Consider the following 14,844-nt stretch of genomic DNA (forward strand, 5'->3'; position numbering starts at 1 on the left):
CAGCCTAATCCTTGGTTTTCGCTTCCATCGCGTCGAGGGCGGCGGCCAGGCGCTTTTCCTCGTTGAAGTAACGAGCCCGATCCCAGAAATGCGGTTTTCCGACGCCGGTCGACATGTGCCGGCCGATCAGGCGGCCGCCCGCATCTTCGCCTTCGATCTCGTAGCGCATCAGATCCTGGGTGATGATGACGTCGCCTTCCATGCCGATCACCTCGGTGATCTGGGTGATGCGGCGCGAGCCGTCACGAAGGCGCGCCGCCTGGATGATGACGTCGACCGAAGTGGAGATGATCTCGCGCACCGTCTTTGCCGGCAGCGTGAAGCCGCCCATGGCGATCATCGATTCGATACGGCTCAGGCATTCGCGCGGGGTGTTGGCGTGGATCGTGCCCATCGAGCCGTCGTGACCGGTGTTCATCGCCTGCAGCAGGTCGAAAACCTCGGGTCCGCGCACTTCGCCGACGATGATGCGCTCGGGACGCATACGCAGGCAGTTCTTGACGAGATCGCGCATAGTGATCTCGCCCTCGCCTTCGATATTCGGCGGGCGCGTTTCCAGACGCACGACATGCGGCTGCTGCAGCTGCAGTTCGGCGGTGTCCTCGCAGGTGATGACGCGCTCGTCGCGGTCGATATAATTGGTGAGGCAATTCAGAAGCGTCGTCTTTCCCGAGCCCGTGCCGCCGGAGATGATGACGTTGCAGCGCACCCGCCCGATGATTTGCAGCACGGTCGCGCCTTCCGGCGTAATCGCGCCGAAACGGACGAGCTGATCAAGCGTCAGCTTGTCCTTCTTGAACTTGCGGATGGTGAGCGCCGGCCCGTCGATCGACAGCGGCGGCGCGATGACGTTGACGCGCGAGCCATCGGGCAGGCGCGCGTCGCAGATCGGGCTCGATTCATCAACGCGGCGGCCGACCTGGCTGACAATGCGCTGGCAGATGGAAAGAAGCTGCGCGTTGTCGCGAAAACGGATTTCCGATTCGATCGTCTTGCCGCCGACTTCGATGAAGGTCTGGCCGGCGCCATTGACCATGATGTCGGCGATGTCGTCGCGCGCCAGCAGCGGCTCCAGCGGGCCGTAGCCGAGGACGTCGTTGCAGATATCTTCGAGCAGCTCTTCCTGCTCGGAGATCGACATCGCGAAGTTCTTGATGGTGATGATGTCGTTGACGATGTCGCGGATCTCCTCGCGCGCGCTTTCGCCGTCGAGCTTGGAAAGCTGCGAGAGATCGATCGTGTCGATCAGTGCAGAAAAGACCTGCTGTTTGGTATCGTAATATTCATCGGTGCGGATCGGCCGCTTGCGCTGAGGCGCCTGCATCGGCGGCGGCGTCACCTGCTGGCGCTGGTTCTCGCGCGAGGGTTCGACCAGAATGGAGGGAGAGGAAGCCACGGGTGCGGGTGCGGGCGCGGCCGGAGCCGGCGGCGGAGGAGCGACCGCGCCCCCAGCCTTTCCGAAACCTTCGTTTCCGCGTTTTCCAAACATGCCCTCGATCCAATCTGCTCGTTCTTGTCGTTACTTGCGCTTCAGGAGGCCCAGCAGGCCTCCTTTCTTCGCCTTCCTGATCGCGACCCGGCCGGTGACAACGTGCGATATTTGCGAAAAGGTCTCAGCCGTCGGCGACCTGGGATCGACTTCCGAGATCATCCGGCCGCTGTTGGCGGCGTTGCCGAAGAGGTTGATGTCGAAGGGGATGATCGCGATCGGATCGATCTCCAAAGGCTCACAGAAATCCGACGGCGAGATCTCGGGACGTTTCGGCATGCCGACCTGATTGAGGATGAGATGCGGCGGCTTGTCATTCGGCCGCATCTTGCGCAGCGCATCCAGCATGTTTTTGGTGTTGCGCAGGTTGGCAAGATCGGGAACGGCCGCGATGACCACCTCGTCGACGCTCGCCAGCACCGACCGGGTCCATTCCGACCATGCATGCGGAACGTCGAGCACGGTGACCGGGGCGCTGCGCTGCAGGACGTCGAGCACCGGCTGGAAGGCCTGGCCGTCGAAATCATAGGCGCGGTCGAGCAGCGAGGGTGCGGCGAGCAGCGACAGATGCTCGGAACATTTCGTCAGCAGGCGGTCGAGGAAGACCTCGTCGAGACGCTCGGGCGCGAAGACCGCTTCGGCGATGCCCTGGGCCGGATCCTGGTCGAAGTCGATATTCGCCGTGCCGTAGGGCAGGTCGAGATCGGCGAGGATCGTCTCGGTGGAGAAGAGATTGGAAATGCCGAAAGCGCAATTATGGGCGATCGTCGAAGCGCCGGTGCCGCCTTTCGAGCCGATGAAGGCAATGCTGCGCCCGAGCGGCTCGGCCTCCGGATCGACGAAGATCGAAGCCATCGCCGCAAGGATATCGGGCATGGCCACCGGCTGGACCATGTATTCGGAAATGCCGTTGCGGATCAGCTCGCGATACAGTCCGATATCGTTATAGTAGCCGACGATGACGACCTTGGTGGTTGGATCGCAGACGGCGGCGAGCGGGGCGAGCTCGGCAAGGAGGCTTCCGACATTCGCCTTGGTCTCGAGGATGATGAGGTTCGGCGTCGGCGCGCCGGAGAACATATTGGCGGCAGCGGCGATGCCGCCGCTGGTGATGCGCAGGCTGACCTTCGCCATGCGCCGGTCATTAGCGCAGCGTTCCATGACCTGCTGCAGGGCCTCGCTCTCGCAGAAGGCATGGACCGAGATGCGCGGCAGTGGCCGCATGTATTCCAGATCCGCCATGCGCACTGCCTCCTCGGCGTGACGAAGCTCGCTGGGGTTCTTGATCTCGTATTCGATGGCGCTCATCGTCCCGTTCCGCCTCAGAAACTGCTGTCGCTGCCGGCGACATCCTCGATCGTCGATGTCGTCGTCCGGTATTCCTGGATCGCGTTGTTGCGCCGCTGCGCGTCGATCGGCGTCATGCCGCGAGGCGCCACCAGGTCCTCCGGATTGGCGATCTGGGCGGCAAGGTTGTTCTGCGAGGCGCAGCCGAAATTATAGTAATTCTGATTGGCGAAATCGTTCGAGATGTCCTTCGGCCACTGACCGCATTGCGTGGTGACCGCAGTCGTGCCGGTGAAGCTCAGCCGGATCGGCGCCGCATCGCCGGCACCGGCAGCGGCATAGGATGTATTGATGATTTTCGAGCTCGCGATCCCCCTCGACGCCAACTCGGCGCGGACCTGATTGCGCAGCTGATGGGCGGCTGCCGAATTCGGCGAGCCTTCCGGCGACAATACATACACCGGGCCGGAGGCGCGGGAGATATAGTTTGCGGCAAAGCCGCGGATGAGATCGCGCTGAGCGATGGTCAGACGCCGATCGGTGGAAGCAACCGGAATATCCACCGTCTGCTCGGCCTCTGTGACGATGATCGGGTGGCGGGCACGGTAATCATCCGGAATGCCGCCGGTTGTCAGCTGGTCGTGCGGGCCGGCGCATCCGGAAAGAATCGCCATCGAAACGGCGACCGTGACGAAAAGCGCCTTGGAGATTGCGAGCCGGGGGGTCGTCGAAGTCATGAAGGCCATCGCCTGATCTCTGTTCTGTGCCATTGCTGCCGATGCCTCTCCACTCATTTGTAGATAAACCCGATCGAGCCGTGGAACTGCGCATCGGCGACGGGTGCCTCTCGGCGGCCATAGACCTTGTTGACACGGTTGAGGAAGAAGGTCGCACCGTCATTCTCGGGGCTGAAATTGTCGTCCGGCCGGTTCAGCTGGTTGCGCGCCACCGGACGCACCAGATAGGGCGTTGCGATGATGACGAGCTCGGTTTCCTGACGTTCGAAGCCCTTCTGGCGGAACAGCGTTCCGAGCAGCGGAATCTTCGAAACGCCGGGCGTGCCGCCCATCGTCTGGGAAACGTTGTCGCGGATGAGGCCGGCGAGCGCGATCGAGCCGCCCGAGGGCAGCTCCACCGAGGTCTCTGCCGAACGGCGCTGATAGGTGGCGTTGCCGCTGCCGGCCACCGGCTCGGAGACGTTGGTCTTGATCTCCAGGCTGATGCGGCCCGACGACAGGACAACCGGCTTGAAGGCCAGGTTGATACCATAATTGAAGGGCACGACGGTGACATTGCCGTCGCTGTCGGTGGTCGAATAAAGCTGCTGGCCGCCGGAATTGAAGGTCGCCGCCTGGCCCGAGATAGCCGTCAGCGTCGGCTCGGCAAGCGTCCTGACGACCTTGGCCTGCTCCAGCGCATTGAGATAGGTGGAGATATCGTATTTGCCGATCGAGCTCTTGAAGAGTGCCGCCAGGCCGCCGCCAACCGTCGCCGTCGCGCCGTCGGCACTGGGAGTGCCGAGCTGGGCGACCGTCATGCCGGAGGAATTGGAAACCAGGTTGTCGAAGCCGAGCTGCTTCAGGACCTCACGACGGACCTCGGCGATCGTCACCTTGAGGGTGACCTGGTCCTCACCCTCGATCTTCAGCAGGTTAACGACCTGGGAAGTCTGCCGGCCTTCGGCAAAGAGCGCCACGGCGCTGTCGCCGCCGGTACCGGACGCCGTCTCCGTTCTGGTCGTCGCCTCGCCGCCCTTCAGGAAGACCTGGGCGAGATCGGCGGCCTGGGTGGCGTCCTGCGGGGTGCGCACGGAGCCGGTCAGGACGATGTTGTCGGAGACGATTTCGACATTGATGGCGGAATCAGGAATGAAGCGGCGGAGATTGGCTTCGAGACCGGAGACGTCGCGTTCGATCTCGATATCGAGATTGATGATCTCCTGCCCGCCGGCGCCGAAGACAAAAATATTCGTCTGACCGACCTTCTTGCCGAACAGATAGATGCGCCGCGAGGTACGGGTGACGGCATCGGCCATGCTCGGATCGGATACGAGAATATCGTGCGCATCCTCCGGCAGATCAACGACGACGGCCTTGTTCAGTCCGAGCTTCAGCCGACGATGCGCGTCGGGGCCGGTCTGCGCGATGCGGATGAGGTTACCAGAATCGGCACGCGCCTGATCGAGGGCGAGAAGCGGCCCGAAAGGGGCTGGCGCCAGGCCGGTGACGCTGATCGCAAACGAAAGACTGCCTGTCAGGAGAAGCTTGGCGCGCCGCGTTGAATTGCCCATTTGCACGTCCCCTTACTCCGGCTTCGGCGCTTCGCCGGCATCCGTTACGATGGAGCCCGACTTGATGACCTGAATGATCGCACTGCCGTTGTCACCGCTCAGCAGGTAGTCGGCGGCACTGGTATCCTGCTCCTGCGCATCGGCGACCGAGCGCAGCGCGAGCGACAGCCGGTCGGCCATCTGCTGGGCGACGGCGAGAACCTTCGTTTGATCGGGCGTAAGCTCGAGCGTCGCAGTGGTGCCGACCACGGCCTTCGAGCCATCATCCTTTTCCTGGATCTGCTGGTCGATGGCGAGAACGCGGACATTGCTGAGCACCGTTTCTGTGATGAGCTTGTTGGCCTCGGTGCCCTTGCGGACCATGATGACGTCGACGCGGTCGTTCGGCAGGATGAAGCCGCCGGCGCCTGTTGCCACGGATATCTCGGTCGCGACGGCGCGTTTGCCGGCCGGCAACAGCGAGGACAGAATACGGCTGCTGGAATCGGCGACTTTTTCAGGCCGGATCGGCTCGCCTTCGAAGATCGGCAGACGCACGACGGCGCCCTGCAGATCCTTGATCGCATCCGGCTTGTCGGCTTCGGTGATGAATCCCTGGACGACGCCGCCCTTCGGCCAGGCCATCCAATGCACCGTGTCGTCGCCCAGCCTTGCGCCAACCGGCAGATTGGCGCTCGAGACGAGGATGTTGACGGTGGGTTCTTTCTCGATGACCGACTGGACCTGGGTGACGACACTGCCACTGCTCGCCATTTGCATCGCCAGGAAGCCGGCGAGGCCGGCTGCCACCAGGGCGACAGCTAGGATTATCAGGCGGGCCGGTTTCATCGATCATTCCTCAAGGCACGATATGTTCGCCCTGCAGAATGCTCAGCAATTGGTATAATTATGGTTAATGGAACCCTTACATTTTAAGTTAACGGGCATTTAAAATGCCGTTATTTCAGGCTTTCCAGCGCGGCGATGAAGAGCGGCGAGGATGGGAAGGCCATGAAGCCGCCGATCGCGATCGCGATGCCGTAAGGGATCTTCTTGGCGAGCAGCACCGAGTTAGGCAGCGGCAGGCCGATGGCGAGAATGGTGTTCGACTGGGTTCTCACCAGCAGGATAAGCAAGGTGATGAGACCGCCGATCATGGCGACGTCGGTCATCAGCAGGGCGAGGGATTGGTTCAGGCCGAACCAGAGCGCGGTGGCGGTCAGAAGCTTGGCGTCTCCACCGCCCATCACATTGAATGCAAAAAGCGCAAAACAGGTGGCAAGCACGATAGCGGCAGCGGCAAGATGCATGCCGATTGCCGCTAGGCCCAGGCCGGAAAGCGGCGCGAGCACGAGAAACGAGACGATAAGGATCAGGGAAACGCGGTTCGGGATCGTCATGGTGAACAGATCCGTGAAGGCCGCCATGGCGAGGCAGAGTGGCAGAATTAGAAAGACTGCAGCTGCGATCATGCGCATACCCGATCATCGTAAGATACGAAAAAGGCTCACGGCCGTACAGCGCGTGAGCCCGCTCGATAGACCAGCCACCGGCCGGAATGGGAGATGCCGCGTTGCGGCAACTCGCTTAGTTGGCCGCCGAAGTGGCGCCGTCCATCTTGGTGCTCAGGCCGTTGAACGTGTTGCCGATCTTGCCGCCGAGGCTCGTTGCGCCGGTGATGAGCGCGACGGAAATGAGGGCGGCGATCAGGCCGTATTCGATTGCGGTCGCGCCGGATTCGTCCTTCAGAAAACGGCTAAAAAGCTTGGTCATGGTTACTCCTAACTCCAGTTGATGTTCAGCACGTCCGCCAACTGTTGCCGTTGATCGGATGACCGCAATCTAATGAATGGGCGTTTCCATCGGCTTAAGAAAAAGAGTTAACGAGGTGTGAAGGCAATAAGAGCCCGCTTTAGGGTAAGTATTACCTTATTCATTTCTCTAAATATTTAACAATATTCCTGGGTAACGACGGGTTTCATCTGGAAATAGCACGGGAGCCGTATCCAACTGAGACGTGTGCCGCCCGGAGCGCGTGCCAAATCAGATCATCCTGCCTCACCTCGAAACAACTGGGTGAGTTTAAAGCTTCATTCACCATTCTTTTCCATTCTATGCGCTATTGCGCTGTGATCGTGAAAGAGGACCAAATGTCATCGAGCGGCAAATCCATTTTCTTTGCCGGCATGATCGCCGTTTTCGGTGTTTCGGGAGTTTCCGCGGCCGCAGACGATGACATGCTGCGCGTCTATATGGATCACGCGCGCGTGTTGAAGCTCGACCGCCCCGTCAGCAAGGTGATCGTCGGCAATGCCAAGGTCGCCGACGCGACCGTGGCCGATGCCAAGACGATCGTCCTGACAGGACGCAGCTTCGGCACGACCAATCTCGTTCTGCTGGACGCCGACGGCAACGCCATCCTCGACGAGCGCATCCTGGTGTCGATCGATGAGGGCAACACGGTGCGCGTCTACCGGCTGACAGAGCGCTCCGTGCTGTCCTGCACGCCGAACTGCGAGCAGCACGCTCAGCAGGCGGCCGGCGGCACCACGTCCCCTTGATCGGCCAGGCGCAGATCTTCACATTCGTTAAAATCGTCGTATCGGACTGAAACGGAAAATCAACGAACGGACCCTAGTGTGGAAGGTAGATGTCGCTCGGGTCCAGGCAATGACGGTAGTTGATCAGAAGACGGATGGGAAGCGCGCCTTCGCGCCATTCCGTTTTTTCCAGTTTCGCGCTGCCGTCCGCTCGCGCGACGGCGCCGCGGCGATCGAATTCGCCCTGCTTGCCATCCCATATTTCGTCGTAATCTTCGCGATCCTCGAAACCTTCATCGCTTTCGCCGCCGAAGAACTCGTCTCCAATGCCGTCGATACGATGAGCCGCCGGATGCGGACCGGGCAGATCACTTACAATCTCGGCCGTACGACCGATATGACTCAAACGCAATTCCGTCAGGCCTTCTGCGGCGAGATCGCGATCCTGATCAGCTGCTCGGCGACCGAGGCCGCCACGCCGAGCAAGCTCTACCTGGATGTGCAGACCTTCGCCGCCTTCTCGGCCATTCCGACGACAATCCCCAAACTCTCCACCGACAGATATTCCGACATCAACACGGCGGCCATGAAATATTCGCCCGGCGGCGCCGGCACGATCAACATGCTGCGCGCCTATTATCGCTGGGAAATCATCACGGATCTGGTCCGGCCCTACATCACGACGATCCGTCCCTCCGACGGTTCGATGCCAACGCAATATCTGATTATCGCGACCGCGGCCTTCCAGAACGAGCAGTATCCATAATGGCGTTGCGCAACCCATTCACCAGACTGGCGCTGACGGCGCGGCGGCTGATCCGAAAGCGCCAGGGCGCCGGCGCGATCGAGTTCGCGATCCTCTTTCCCGTGCTGGTCATGCTCTATATCGGCGCTTTCGAGATCACGATCGGCCTCAGCGTCTCCAAGCGCGCAACCCGCGCCGCCGGTTCGATCGCCGATCTTGTCACCCAGCAGCAATCCGTCACGAAGAGCACGCTCGCAGAGATGCGTTCGGTCGCAACCGCGATCTTCGTGCCCTACAACTCGTCATCGCTGACGCTGAAGATCACCGGGATTACCATCGACGCCAGCGCCAATGCGACGGTGCTCTGGTCCTGGGCGCAGGACGGGAGCGTGCCCTATGCCAAGAACGGCGCGGTCAGCGACATACCCTCGGACATGAAGACGGCCAACAGCTTCCTCGTCCGCAGCGAACTCAGCATTCCCTATACAATGTTCCTGTTCGCGCCGAACTTCATGCCGGATGGGATGCGCACGATCACCATCAGCCGCAGCTATTTCTACCGCCAGCGGCAAGGCGATTCGATCCCCTGCGGCGACTGCTGACGGCTTCGCGATCTCGAATTTGCCAAGCCGGCCGCGGCATTATATGCCTGGGCCTTAGCCGCTTCCGACCTACCGGAGGGGTGATCGGTCTTTCGGGTGTAACATGGCGCGTGCCTTTCTCTTCGTTCTGGATTCCTTCGGCGTCGGCGGCGCGCCGGATGCGGCGGCCTATGGCGACGAGGGTGCCGATACGCTCGGTCACATCGCGGAATTCTGTGCAGCCGGCGCCGGCGATCGCGACGGATTGCGCGGCGGGCCGCTTTCCTTGCCCAACATGTCGGAACTGGGATTGATGCACATCGCACGGTCCGCCTCCGGCCGTTTCCCCGCCGGCATGCCAGTCCCGGACAAGGTTTACGGCGTTTATGGCGCCGCCAGCGAAATCTCGCGCGGCAAGGATACGCCGTCCGGCCATTGGGAGATCGCCGGCACGCCGGTCAGCTTCGACTGGGGGTATTTCCCGACCGAGGGCGAGGCCTTCCCTCAGCAATTGATCGAGGCGCTGTGCCGGGAGGCTGACGTGCCGGGCATTCTTGGCAATTGCCACGCCTCGGGAACTGATATCATCGCCCGGCTCGGCGAGGACCATATCCGCACCGGCAAGCCGATCTGCTACACCTCTTCGGATTCGGTCTTCCAGGTCGCAGCGCACGAGCTGCATTTCGGCCTCGATCGGCTGCTCGCCTTCTGCCGTATCGCTCGGGGACTGCTCGATCCCTACAATATTGGCCGCGTCATCGCCCGGCCATTCGTCGGCCATTCGGCTTCCACCTTTCAACGCACCGGAAACCGGCGCGACTTCTCCGTGCTGCCACCGGAGCCGACGCTGCTCGACCGGCTGCTCGAGCACGGCCGGCATGTGCATGCTGTGGGAAAGATCGGCGACATCTTTGCCCATCAGGGCATTTCCAGGCTGATCAAGGCAAACGGCAACGAGGCACTGATGGATGCGACGTTGTCGGCGATCGACGAGGCGGAGGACGGCGATCTCGTCTTCACCAATTTCGTCGATTTCGACATGAATTACGGCCATCGCCGCGACGTGCCGGGTTATGCCGCAGCCCTCGAAGCCTTCGATGCGCGCCTGCCCGAAGTCCACAAGAAGCTGAAGCCCGGCGATCTTGTCGTGCTCACCGCCGACCATGGCTGCGATCCGACCTGGCGCGGCACCGACCATACGCGCGAACGCGTGCCTGTTATCGCCTATGGCCCCGGCATCCGGTCGCGTTCGATAGGCGTACGCCGCACCTACTCCGATATCGGCGAAAGCATTGCGCGCCATCTCGGCATTCCGGCCGGGCCGCATGGGAGGAGTTTTCTGTGACATCGCATTTGAAGAAGGTCGAGCTGCATTGCCACCTTGAGGGCGCTGCACCCCCTGCCCTGACCGAAGCGCAAGCGCGGAAATACGGCATCGACATCAGCGGGCAGCTTCGCGACGGCGCCTATGTCTGGCATGATTTCGCAAGTTTCCTCGAATGCTACGACAAGGTTTCGGAGGTCTACAGGACCGAGGAGGACTATGCGCTTCTGACCGAAACCTATCTCGATGAACTGGCCGCCATCAACACCATCTACAGCGAACTCATCGTCTCACCCGATCACGGCAAACGCATCGGGCTCGGCGCCGATGCCTATATAGCGGGTGTCTGCGAAGGCATCCGGCGCGCTCGGGAAAAGAGCGGCATCGAGGCCCGGCTGATCGTCACCGGCGAGCGGCATTTCGGTCCGGAGAGCGTGATTGCGGCTGCCGAATATGCCGCCAAGGCCGGCAACCCGTTGATCACCGGTTTCAATCTTGCCGGCGAAGAGCGCATGGGCCGCGTGGCCGATTATGCCCGCGCCTTCGATATCGCCCGCGATGCCGGCCTGGGGCTCACCATCCATGCCGGCGAGGTTTGCGGCGCCTTCAGCGTCGCCGATGCACTTGATGCCGTGCGCCCCGCGCGCATCGGCCATGGCGTGCGCGCCGTCGAAGATCTCGATCTGGTGAAGCGGCTTGCCGATCTCGGCACCGTGCTCGAGATCTGCCCCGGCTCCAATATTGCATTGCGGGTCTTTCCCGATTTCGCTTCGCATCCGCTGCGCCGGCTGAAGGAAGCGGGCGTGCAGGTGACGATCAGCTCGGATGATCCGCCTTTCTTTGATACGTCGCTCGAACGGGAGTATGCGCTTGCCGCTGAAGCTTTCGGCTTCGGCGATGCGGAGATCGACGCCATGACGCGCACCGCAATCGAAGCGGCCTTCGTCGACGAGGACACGCGGAGGGCTCTGCTCGCCCGCCTTTGAGAGTGAGAGCCTGTCCTGACCAGGAAAGGCTCCGGAGGTTGGGGAAGATCGGCGCAAATTCGGCTGCACTCTTGCGGTCGGCCCGATTTCCGTGAAAGAAACATTCGATAGAAAGAATGAAAGGCTTCCCCATGGACGGCGTCACGGTCATCGATCACCCGCTTGTGCAGCACAAGCTCACCATCATGCGGCGCAAGGAGACATCGACGGGAAGTTTCCGGCGGCTGCTGCGGGAAATCTCCACGCTGCTCTGTTACGAGGTCACCCGCGATCTCGAATTGACGATGGCAACGATCGAGACGCCGCTACAGACGATGGAATCGCCGATCCTAGAAGGCAAGAAGCTGGTCTTCGCCTCGATCCTGCGTGCCGGCAACGGGCTGCTTGAAGGCATGCTCGACCTGGTGCCTTCCGCCCGCGTCTCTCATATCGGCGTCTACCGCGATCACGAAACGCTGCAGCCGGTCGAGTATTATTTCAAAGCGCCGGAAGATGTGGCCGAGCGCCTGATCGTCGTCGTCGACCCGATGCTGGCGACCGGCAACTCCTCGATCGCGGCGATCGACAAGCTGAAGGAACGCGGCGCCCACAATATCCGCTTCCTCTGCCTGCTTGCCGCCCCGGAGGGCATCCGCAATTTCCGCGCCGCGCATCCCGACGTTCCCGTCTTCACCGCGGCGATCGACAGCCACCTCAACGAGAAGGGCTATATCGTGCCCGGCCTCGGCGACGCCGGCGACCGCATGTACGGCACCAAGTAATTCAGCCTTCCTTTACCAAATCGAAAGAGTTTAACGGCCCGGCGGTTCGCCTCGGGCCGTTTTCCTGCCGATATTAGCAACTTATCAGCACTTGCGGCTTAGCAGTCTGGAAGCATGAGGCCCCGCATGAAGCGGGGTTTATACAGGAAGGATTTCTGTTTCATGCTCGTGCGTACGATCATATTCGCCAGCATCGCCGCGGTGCTCGCCACACAGGTACCGTCCTTCTTCGCCGGCACCGGCCAACAGTCCGCCGACACTCTTTCCGCCAATTACATCTCGACCGAAAGCAGTAAGCCCGCAGCCCCCGCACCCGTCTCCGGCAGCAATGTGATCCGGCTGCAGGCGGATGCGCAGGGCCACTATACCGGCAGTTTCAAGATCAACGGCAAGCCGGTGCAAGGCCTGATCGATACCGGCGCCACCTATGTCGCGCTCAACGAGACGCTCGCGCGCCGGCTGGGCTTCACAGCCAACCAGCTCGATTTCCGCTATGGTGTCAACACCGCGAACGGCCAGACCAAGGCCGCGCATGTGACGCTCGACCGGATCGAAATCGGCGGCATCCGCGTCCGCGATGTCGAAGCCTTCGTCCTCAAGGATGACGCGCTGACGACGACGCTGGTCGGTATGAGCTTCCTGCAGAAGCTCGCCTCCTATTCCGTCGCTGACGGCTCGCTCAGCCTCAAGCAATAGAATGCGTCAGATAAGACCCCCAATGACGGGGTTCAGCACCGGCTCATCCTCGGTGATAAGGTAGTGCGTGGCAAGTGCTGCGGCTGCCCTCTCCGCCGCGGCTTCGTCGGCGGCATGAACGAGGGCGATCGGCTCGCCGGCATTCACGCGGGTGCCGAGCGGCAGCAGTTCGGAGAAGCCGACGCGGTGGTCGATCCGATCCGCAGGATGGCGTCTTCCGCCACCGAGATCGATGACGCTGACACCGATACCACGGGCGTCGCAGGCGGCAAGCCAGCCGGACCGGGCAGCCGGGACAGGCTTTTCGACCGGCGCTCGGGCCAGGTATTTGTCGGGGTTTTCGATGAGATCGGCCGGGCCGCCGAGCATGGAAACCATGCGCGCAAAAACCTCGCCTGCCTTGCCCGACGACAGGGCCCGGCGCGCCATTGACTCGCCTTCCTCAGCCGAGGCGGCAATGCCCGATTTCTCCAGCATCTCGGCCGCGAAGGCAAAAACGACGGTCTCGAGCCGCGTATTCCCCTTCCTGCCGGCCAGGAAATCCAGGCAGTTGCGCATCTCGACGGAATTGCCGGCGCTATCGGCGAGCGGCTCGTTCATGTCGGTGATCAGTGCCGAGGTCTTCACGCCCGCGCCATTCGCCACCTCGACCAGCGACCGTGCCAGAATTTCCGCCTGATCGCGCTCAGCCATGAAGGCGCCGTTGCCGACCTTGACATCGAGAACCAGCGTCTGAAGACCAGCGGCAAGTTTTTTGGAGAGGATGGAGGCGGTGATCAAGGGAATGGAATCGACGGTGGCGGTCACATCGCGCACGGCATAGAGCCGGCCGTCGGCAGGCGCCAAGGCGCCGGTCTGGCCGATGATGGCGCATCCTGCCTGTTTGACCACTTGGTGAAACAGATCCGCCTCCGGGGTGATCATATAGCCGGGAATGGATTCGAGCTTATCGAGCGTGCCGCCGGTATGGCCGAGGCCGCGGCCTGATATCATCGGAACAGCAAGGCCGCAGGCGGCGGCGATCGGCGCCAGCATCAGCGAAACGTTGTCGCCGACGCCTCCCGTCGAATGTTTGTCGGCAATCGGACGGTCGATATCGGCCCATTGCAGCCGATCGCCGGAATCGGCCATCGCCAGCGTCAAGGCGACGATTTCAGCCCGCGACATGCCCTTGAACCAGACGGCCATGGCAAAGGCCCCGATCTGGCTTTCGGACAATCGACCGGCGGCAAGCGCATCGATGAAAGATCGGATCTCGGCAGCGTCGAGTTCGCCGCCGTCGCGCTTACGCCGGATGAGCTCCTGCGGGATCATCTCAATAGCCCGACGCCGCCGCCGATGCCGGCTGCGCTCCGCTTAGAACCGCCAGTATATCGTCGAGCAGGCCGGAAGCGCCGAAGCGGAAGGTCGAGGGCATCGCCCAATCCGGCGCCATGATGGTTTCGGCGAGGCTGAGATAGAGCGCCGCATCGGCCACCGAGCCGATGCCGCCGGCTGGTTTGAAGCCGACCTTGCGTCCGCTTTCGCGAATCGCCCGGATCATGATGTCGGCGGCTTCGAGCGTCGCGTTGACGGCGACCTTGCCGGTGGAGGTCTTGATGAAATCCGCGCCGGCTTCGATGGCAAGTTTGGAGGCGCGGCGGATTAATGCCGCCTCCTTCAATTCGCCGGTCTCGATGATGACCTTCAGCAGAACGGGGCCGCTGCATTCGGCGCGCACCGCCCTGACCATGTCGGTCACCGCCTTCTCGTTGCCTGATATGAACTTGCGGTAGGGGATGACCAGATCGATCTCGTCGGCGCCGTCGGCAATCGCCTCGCGGGTTTCGGCGGCGACATCGGCCACTTCCATCTCGCCCGCCGGGAAATTGACGACGGTCGCGATCCGTACGGCATGGCCGGTGCCGAGGATATTGCGGGCCTGGGCGACGAAGCGCGGCCAGATGCAGATCGCAGCGCTGTTGCCATAGGGCGTCTGCGCGCGGGTGCAGAGCGCTTCGATCTGCGCCTCGGTGCAATCGTCCTTCAGATTGGTGAGATCGAGAAGGGAAAGGGCGACCGCCGCCGTTTCCCGGATGGAATGGCTATTCATCTTCACTTCCTCTAGAGCATGATGCCGAAAAGTGTGAGCGGTTTTCGGACGACATCATGCTCTCGCTATTAGTG

General features: G+C 61.9%; 16 protein-coding genes. 7 read left to right on the forward strand and 9 right to left on the reverse strand.

The features are described from left to right. Positions 1 to 4: 4 nt before the first annotated feature. From A7X77_RS03100 to A7X77_RS03130, 7 genes are all read right to left on the reverse strand, one after another. Positions 5 to 1,489: a CpaF family protein gene (locus A7X77_RS03100; protein WP_064681522.1), complete on the reverse strand. Its 1,485-nt coding sequence runs from the start codon at positions 1,487 to 1,489 to the stop codon at positions 5 to 7. 30 nt (positions 1,490 to 1,519) lie between these two features. Continuing rightward, a complete protein-coding gene (locus A7X77_RS03105; RefSeq protein WP_064681523.1) occupies positions 1,520 to 2,797 on the reverse strand; it encodes an AAA family ATPase in 1,278 nt (425 codons plus the stop codon). A 14-nt stretch (positions 2,798 to 2,811) separates the two neighbouring features. After that, complete coding sequence (locus A7X77_RS03110; RefSeq protein ID WP_064681524.1) at positions 2,812 to 3,570, reverse strand: CpaD family pilus assembly protein; 759 nt, start codon at positions 3,568 to 3,570, stop codon at positions 2,812 to 2,814. Beyond that, positions 3,567 to 5,066 carry a type II and III secretion system protein family protein gene (locus tag A7X77_RS03115; protein ID WP_064681525.1) on the reverse strand — a complete coding sequence of 500 codons (1,500 nt, stop codon included), beginning with the start codon at positions 5,064 to 5,066 and terminating at the stop codon, positions 3,567 to 3,569. The genes A7X77_RS03110 and A7X77_RS03115 overlap by 4 nt, the downstream gene beginning before the upstream one ends. 12 nt (positions 5,067 to 5,078) lie before the next feature. Beyond that, complete coding sequence (cpaB, locus tag A7X77_RS03120; RefSeq protein WP_064681526.1) at positions 5,079 to 5,894, reverse strand: Flp pilus assembly protein CpaB; 816 nt, start codon at positions 5,892 to 5,894, stop codon at positions 5,079 to 5,081. Positions 5,895 to 6,004: 110 nt separating this feature from the next. Then, positions 6,005 to 6,517: an A24 family peptidase gene (locus A7X77_RS03125; RefSeq protein WP_064681706.1), complete on the reverse strand. Its 513-nt coding sequence runs from the start codon at positions 6,515 to 6,517 to the stop codon at positions 6,005 to 6,007. Positions 6,518 to 6,632: 115 nt separating this feature from the next. Then, the gene (locus A7X77_RS03130) at positions 6,633 to 6,818 is read right to left on the reverse strand and encodes a Flp family type IVb pilin (protein ID WP_064681527.1); all 186 of its coding nucleotides are present in this window, start codon (positions 6,816 to 6,818) and stop codon (positions 6,633 to 6,635) included. 377 nt (positions 6,819 to 7,195) lie between these two features. Here A7X77_RS03130 and A7X77_RS03135 point away from each other — a divergent pair, with 377 nt between their 5' ends. The 7 genes from A7X77_RS03135 to A7X77_RS03165 all read left to right on the forward strand — a co-directional run bounded on the left by A7X77_RS03135 (position 7,196) and on the right by A7X77_RS03165 (position 12,678). Beyond that, positions 7,196 to 7,606: a pilus assembly protein N-terminal domain-containing protein gene (locus A7X77_RS03135; protein WP_064681528.1), complete on the forward strand. Its 411-nt coding sequence runs from the start codon at positions 7,196 to 7,198 to the stop codon at positions 7,604 to 7,606. 109 nt (positions 7,607 to 7,715) lie between these two features. Further along, positions 7,716 to 8,351, forward strand: coding sequence for a TadE/TadG family type IV pilus assembly protein (locus A7X77_RS03140; RefSeq protein WP_064681529.1), 636 nt, complete (start codon positions 7,716 to 7,718; stop codon positions 8,349 to 8,351). Continuing rightward, on the forward strand, positions 8,351 to 8,932 hold the full coding sequence (locus A7X77_RS03145) for a TadE/TadG family type IV pilus assembly protein (protein WP_064681530.1): 582 nt from the start codon (positions 8,351 to 8,353) through the stop codon (positions 8,930 to 8,932). The genes A7X77_RS03140 and A7X77_RS03145 overlap by 1 nt, the downstream gene beginning before the upstream one ends. 103 nt (positions 8,933 to 9,035) lie before the next feature. Next, on the forward strand, positions 9,036 to 10,256 hold the full coding sequence (locus tag A7X77_RS03150; RefSeq protein ID WP_064681531.1) for a phosphopentomutase: 1,221 nt from the start codon (positions 9,036 to 9,038) through the stop codon (positions 10,254 to 10,256). After that, entirely contained in the window at positions 10,253 to 11,221 is a 969-nt protein-coding gene (locus A7X77_RS03155; protein ID WP_064681532.1) for an adenosine deaminase, read from the forward strand. The genes A7X77_RS03150 and A7X77_RS03155 overlap by 4 nt, the downstream gene beginning before the upstream one ends. A 131-nt stretch (positions 11,222 to 11,352) precedes the next feature. After that, the gene (upp, locus tag A7X77_RS03160; RefSeq protein ID WP_064681533.1) at positions 11,353 to 11,982 is read left to right on the forward strand and encodes a uracil phosphoribosyltransferase; all 630 of its coding nucleotides are present in this window, start codon (positions 11,353 to 11,355) and stop codon (positions 11,980 to 11,982) included. A gap of 126 nt (positions 11,983 to 12,108) precedes the next feature. Continuing rightward, the gene (locus A7X77_RS03165; RefSeq protein ID WP_064681534.1) at positions 12,109 to 12,678 is read left to right on the forward strand and encodes a TIGR02281 family clan AA aspartic protease; all 570 of its coding nucleotides are present in this window, start codon (positions 12,109 to 12,111) and stop codon (positions 12,676 to 12,678) included. Positions 12,679 to 12,684: 6 nt separating this feature from the next. Here the strand turns inward: A7X77_RS03165 and deoA are convergent, their stop codons facing one another. Next, positions 12,685 to 13,992: a thymidine phosphorylase gene (gene deoA / locus A7X77_RS03170; RefSeq protein ID WP_064681535.1), complete on the reverse strand. Its 1,308-nt coding sequence runs from the start codon at positions 13,990 to 13,992 to the stop codon at positions 12,685 to 12,687. Position 13,993: 1 nt separating this feature from the next. Further along, entirely contained in the window at positions 13,994 to 14,770 is a 777-nt protein-coding gene (gene deoC, locus A7X77_RS03175) for a deoxyribose-phosphate aldolase (RefSeq protein WP_064681536.1), read from the reverse strand. Between the last annotated feature and the right edge of the window lie 74 nt (positions 14,771 to 14,844).

Origin of the sequence: Rhizobium bangladeshense (genome assembly GCF_001662075.1) — a bacterium.
GTDB lineage: Bacteria > Pseudomonadota > Alphaproteobacteria > Rhizobiales > Rhizobiaceae > Rhizobium > Rhizobium bangladeshense_B.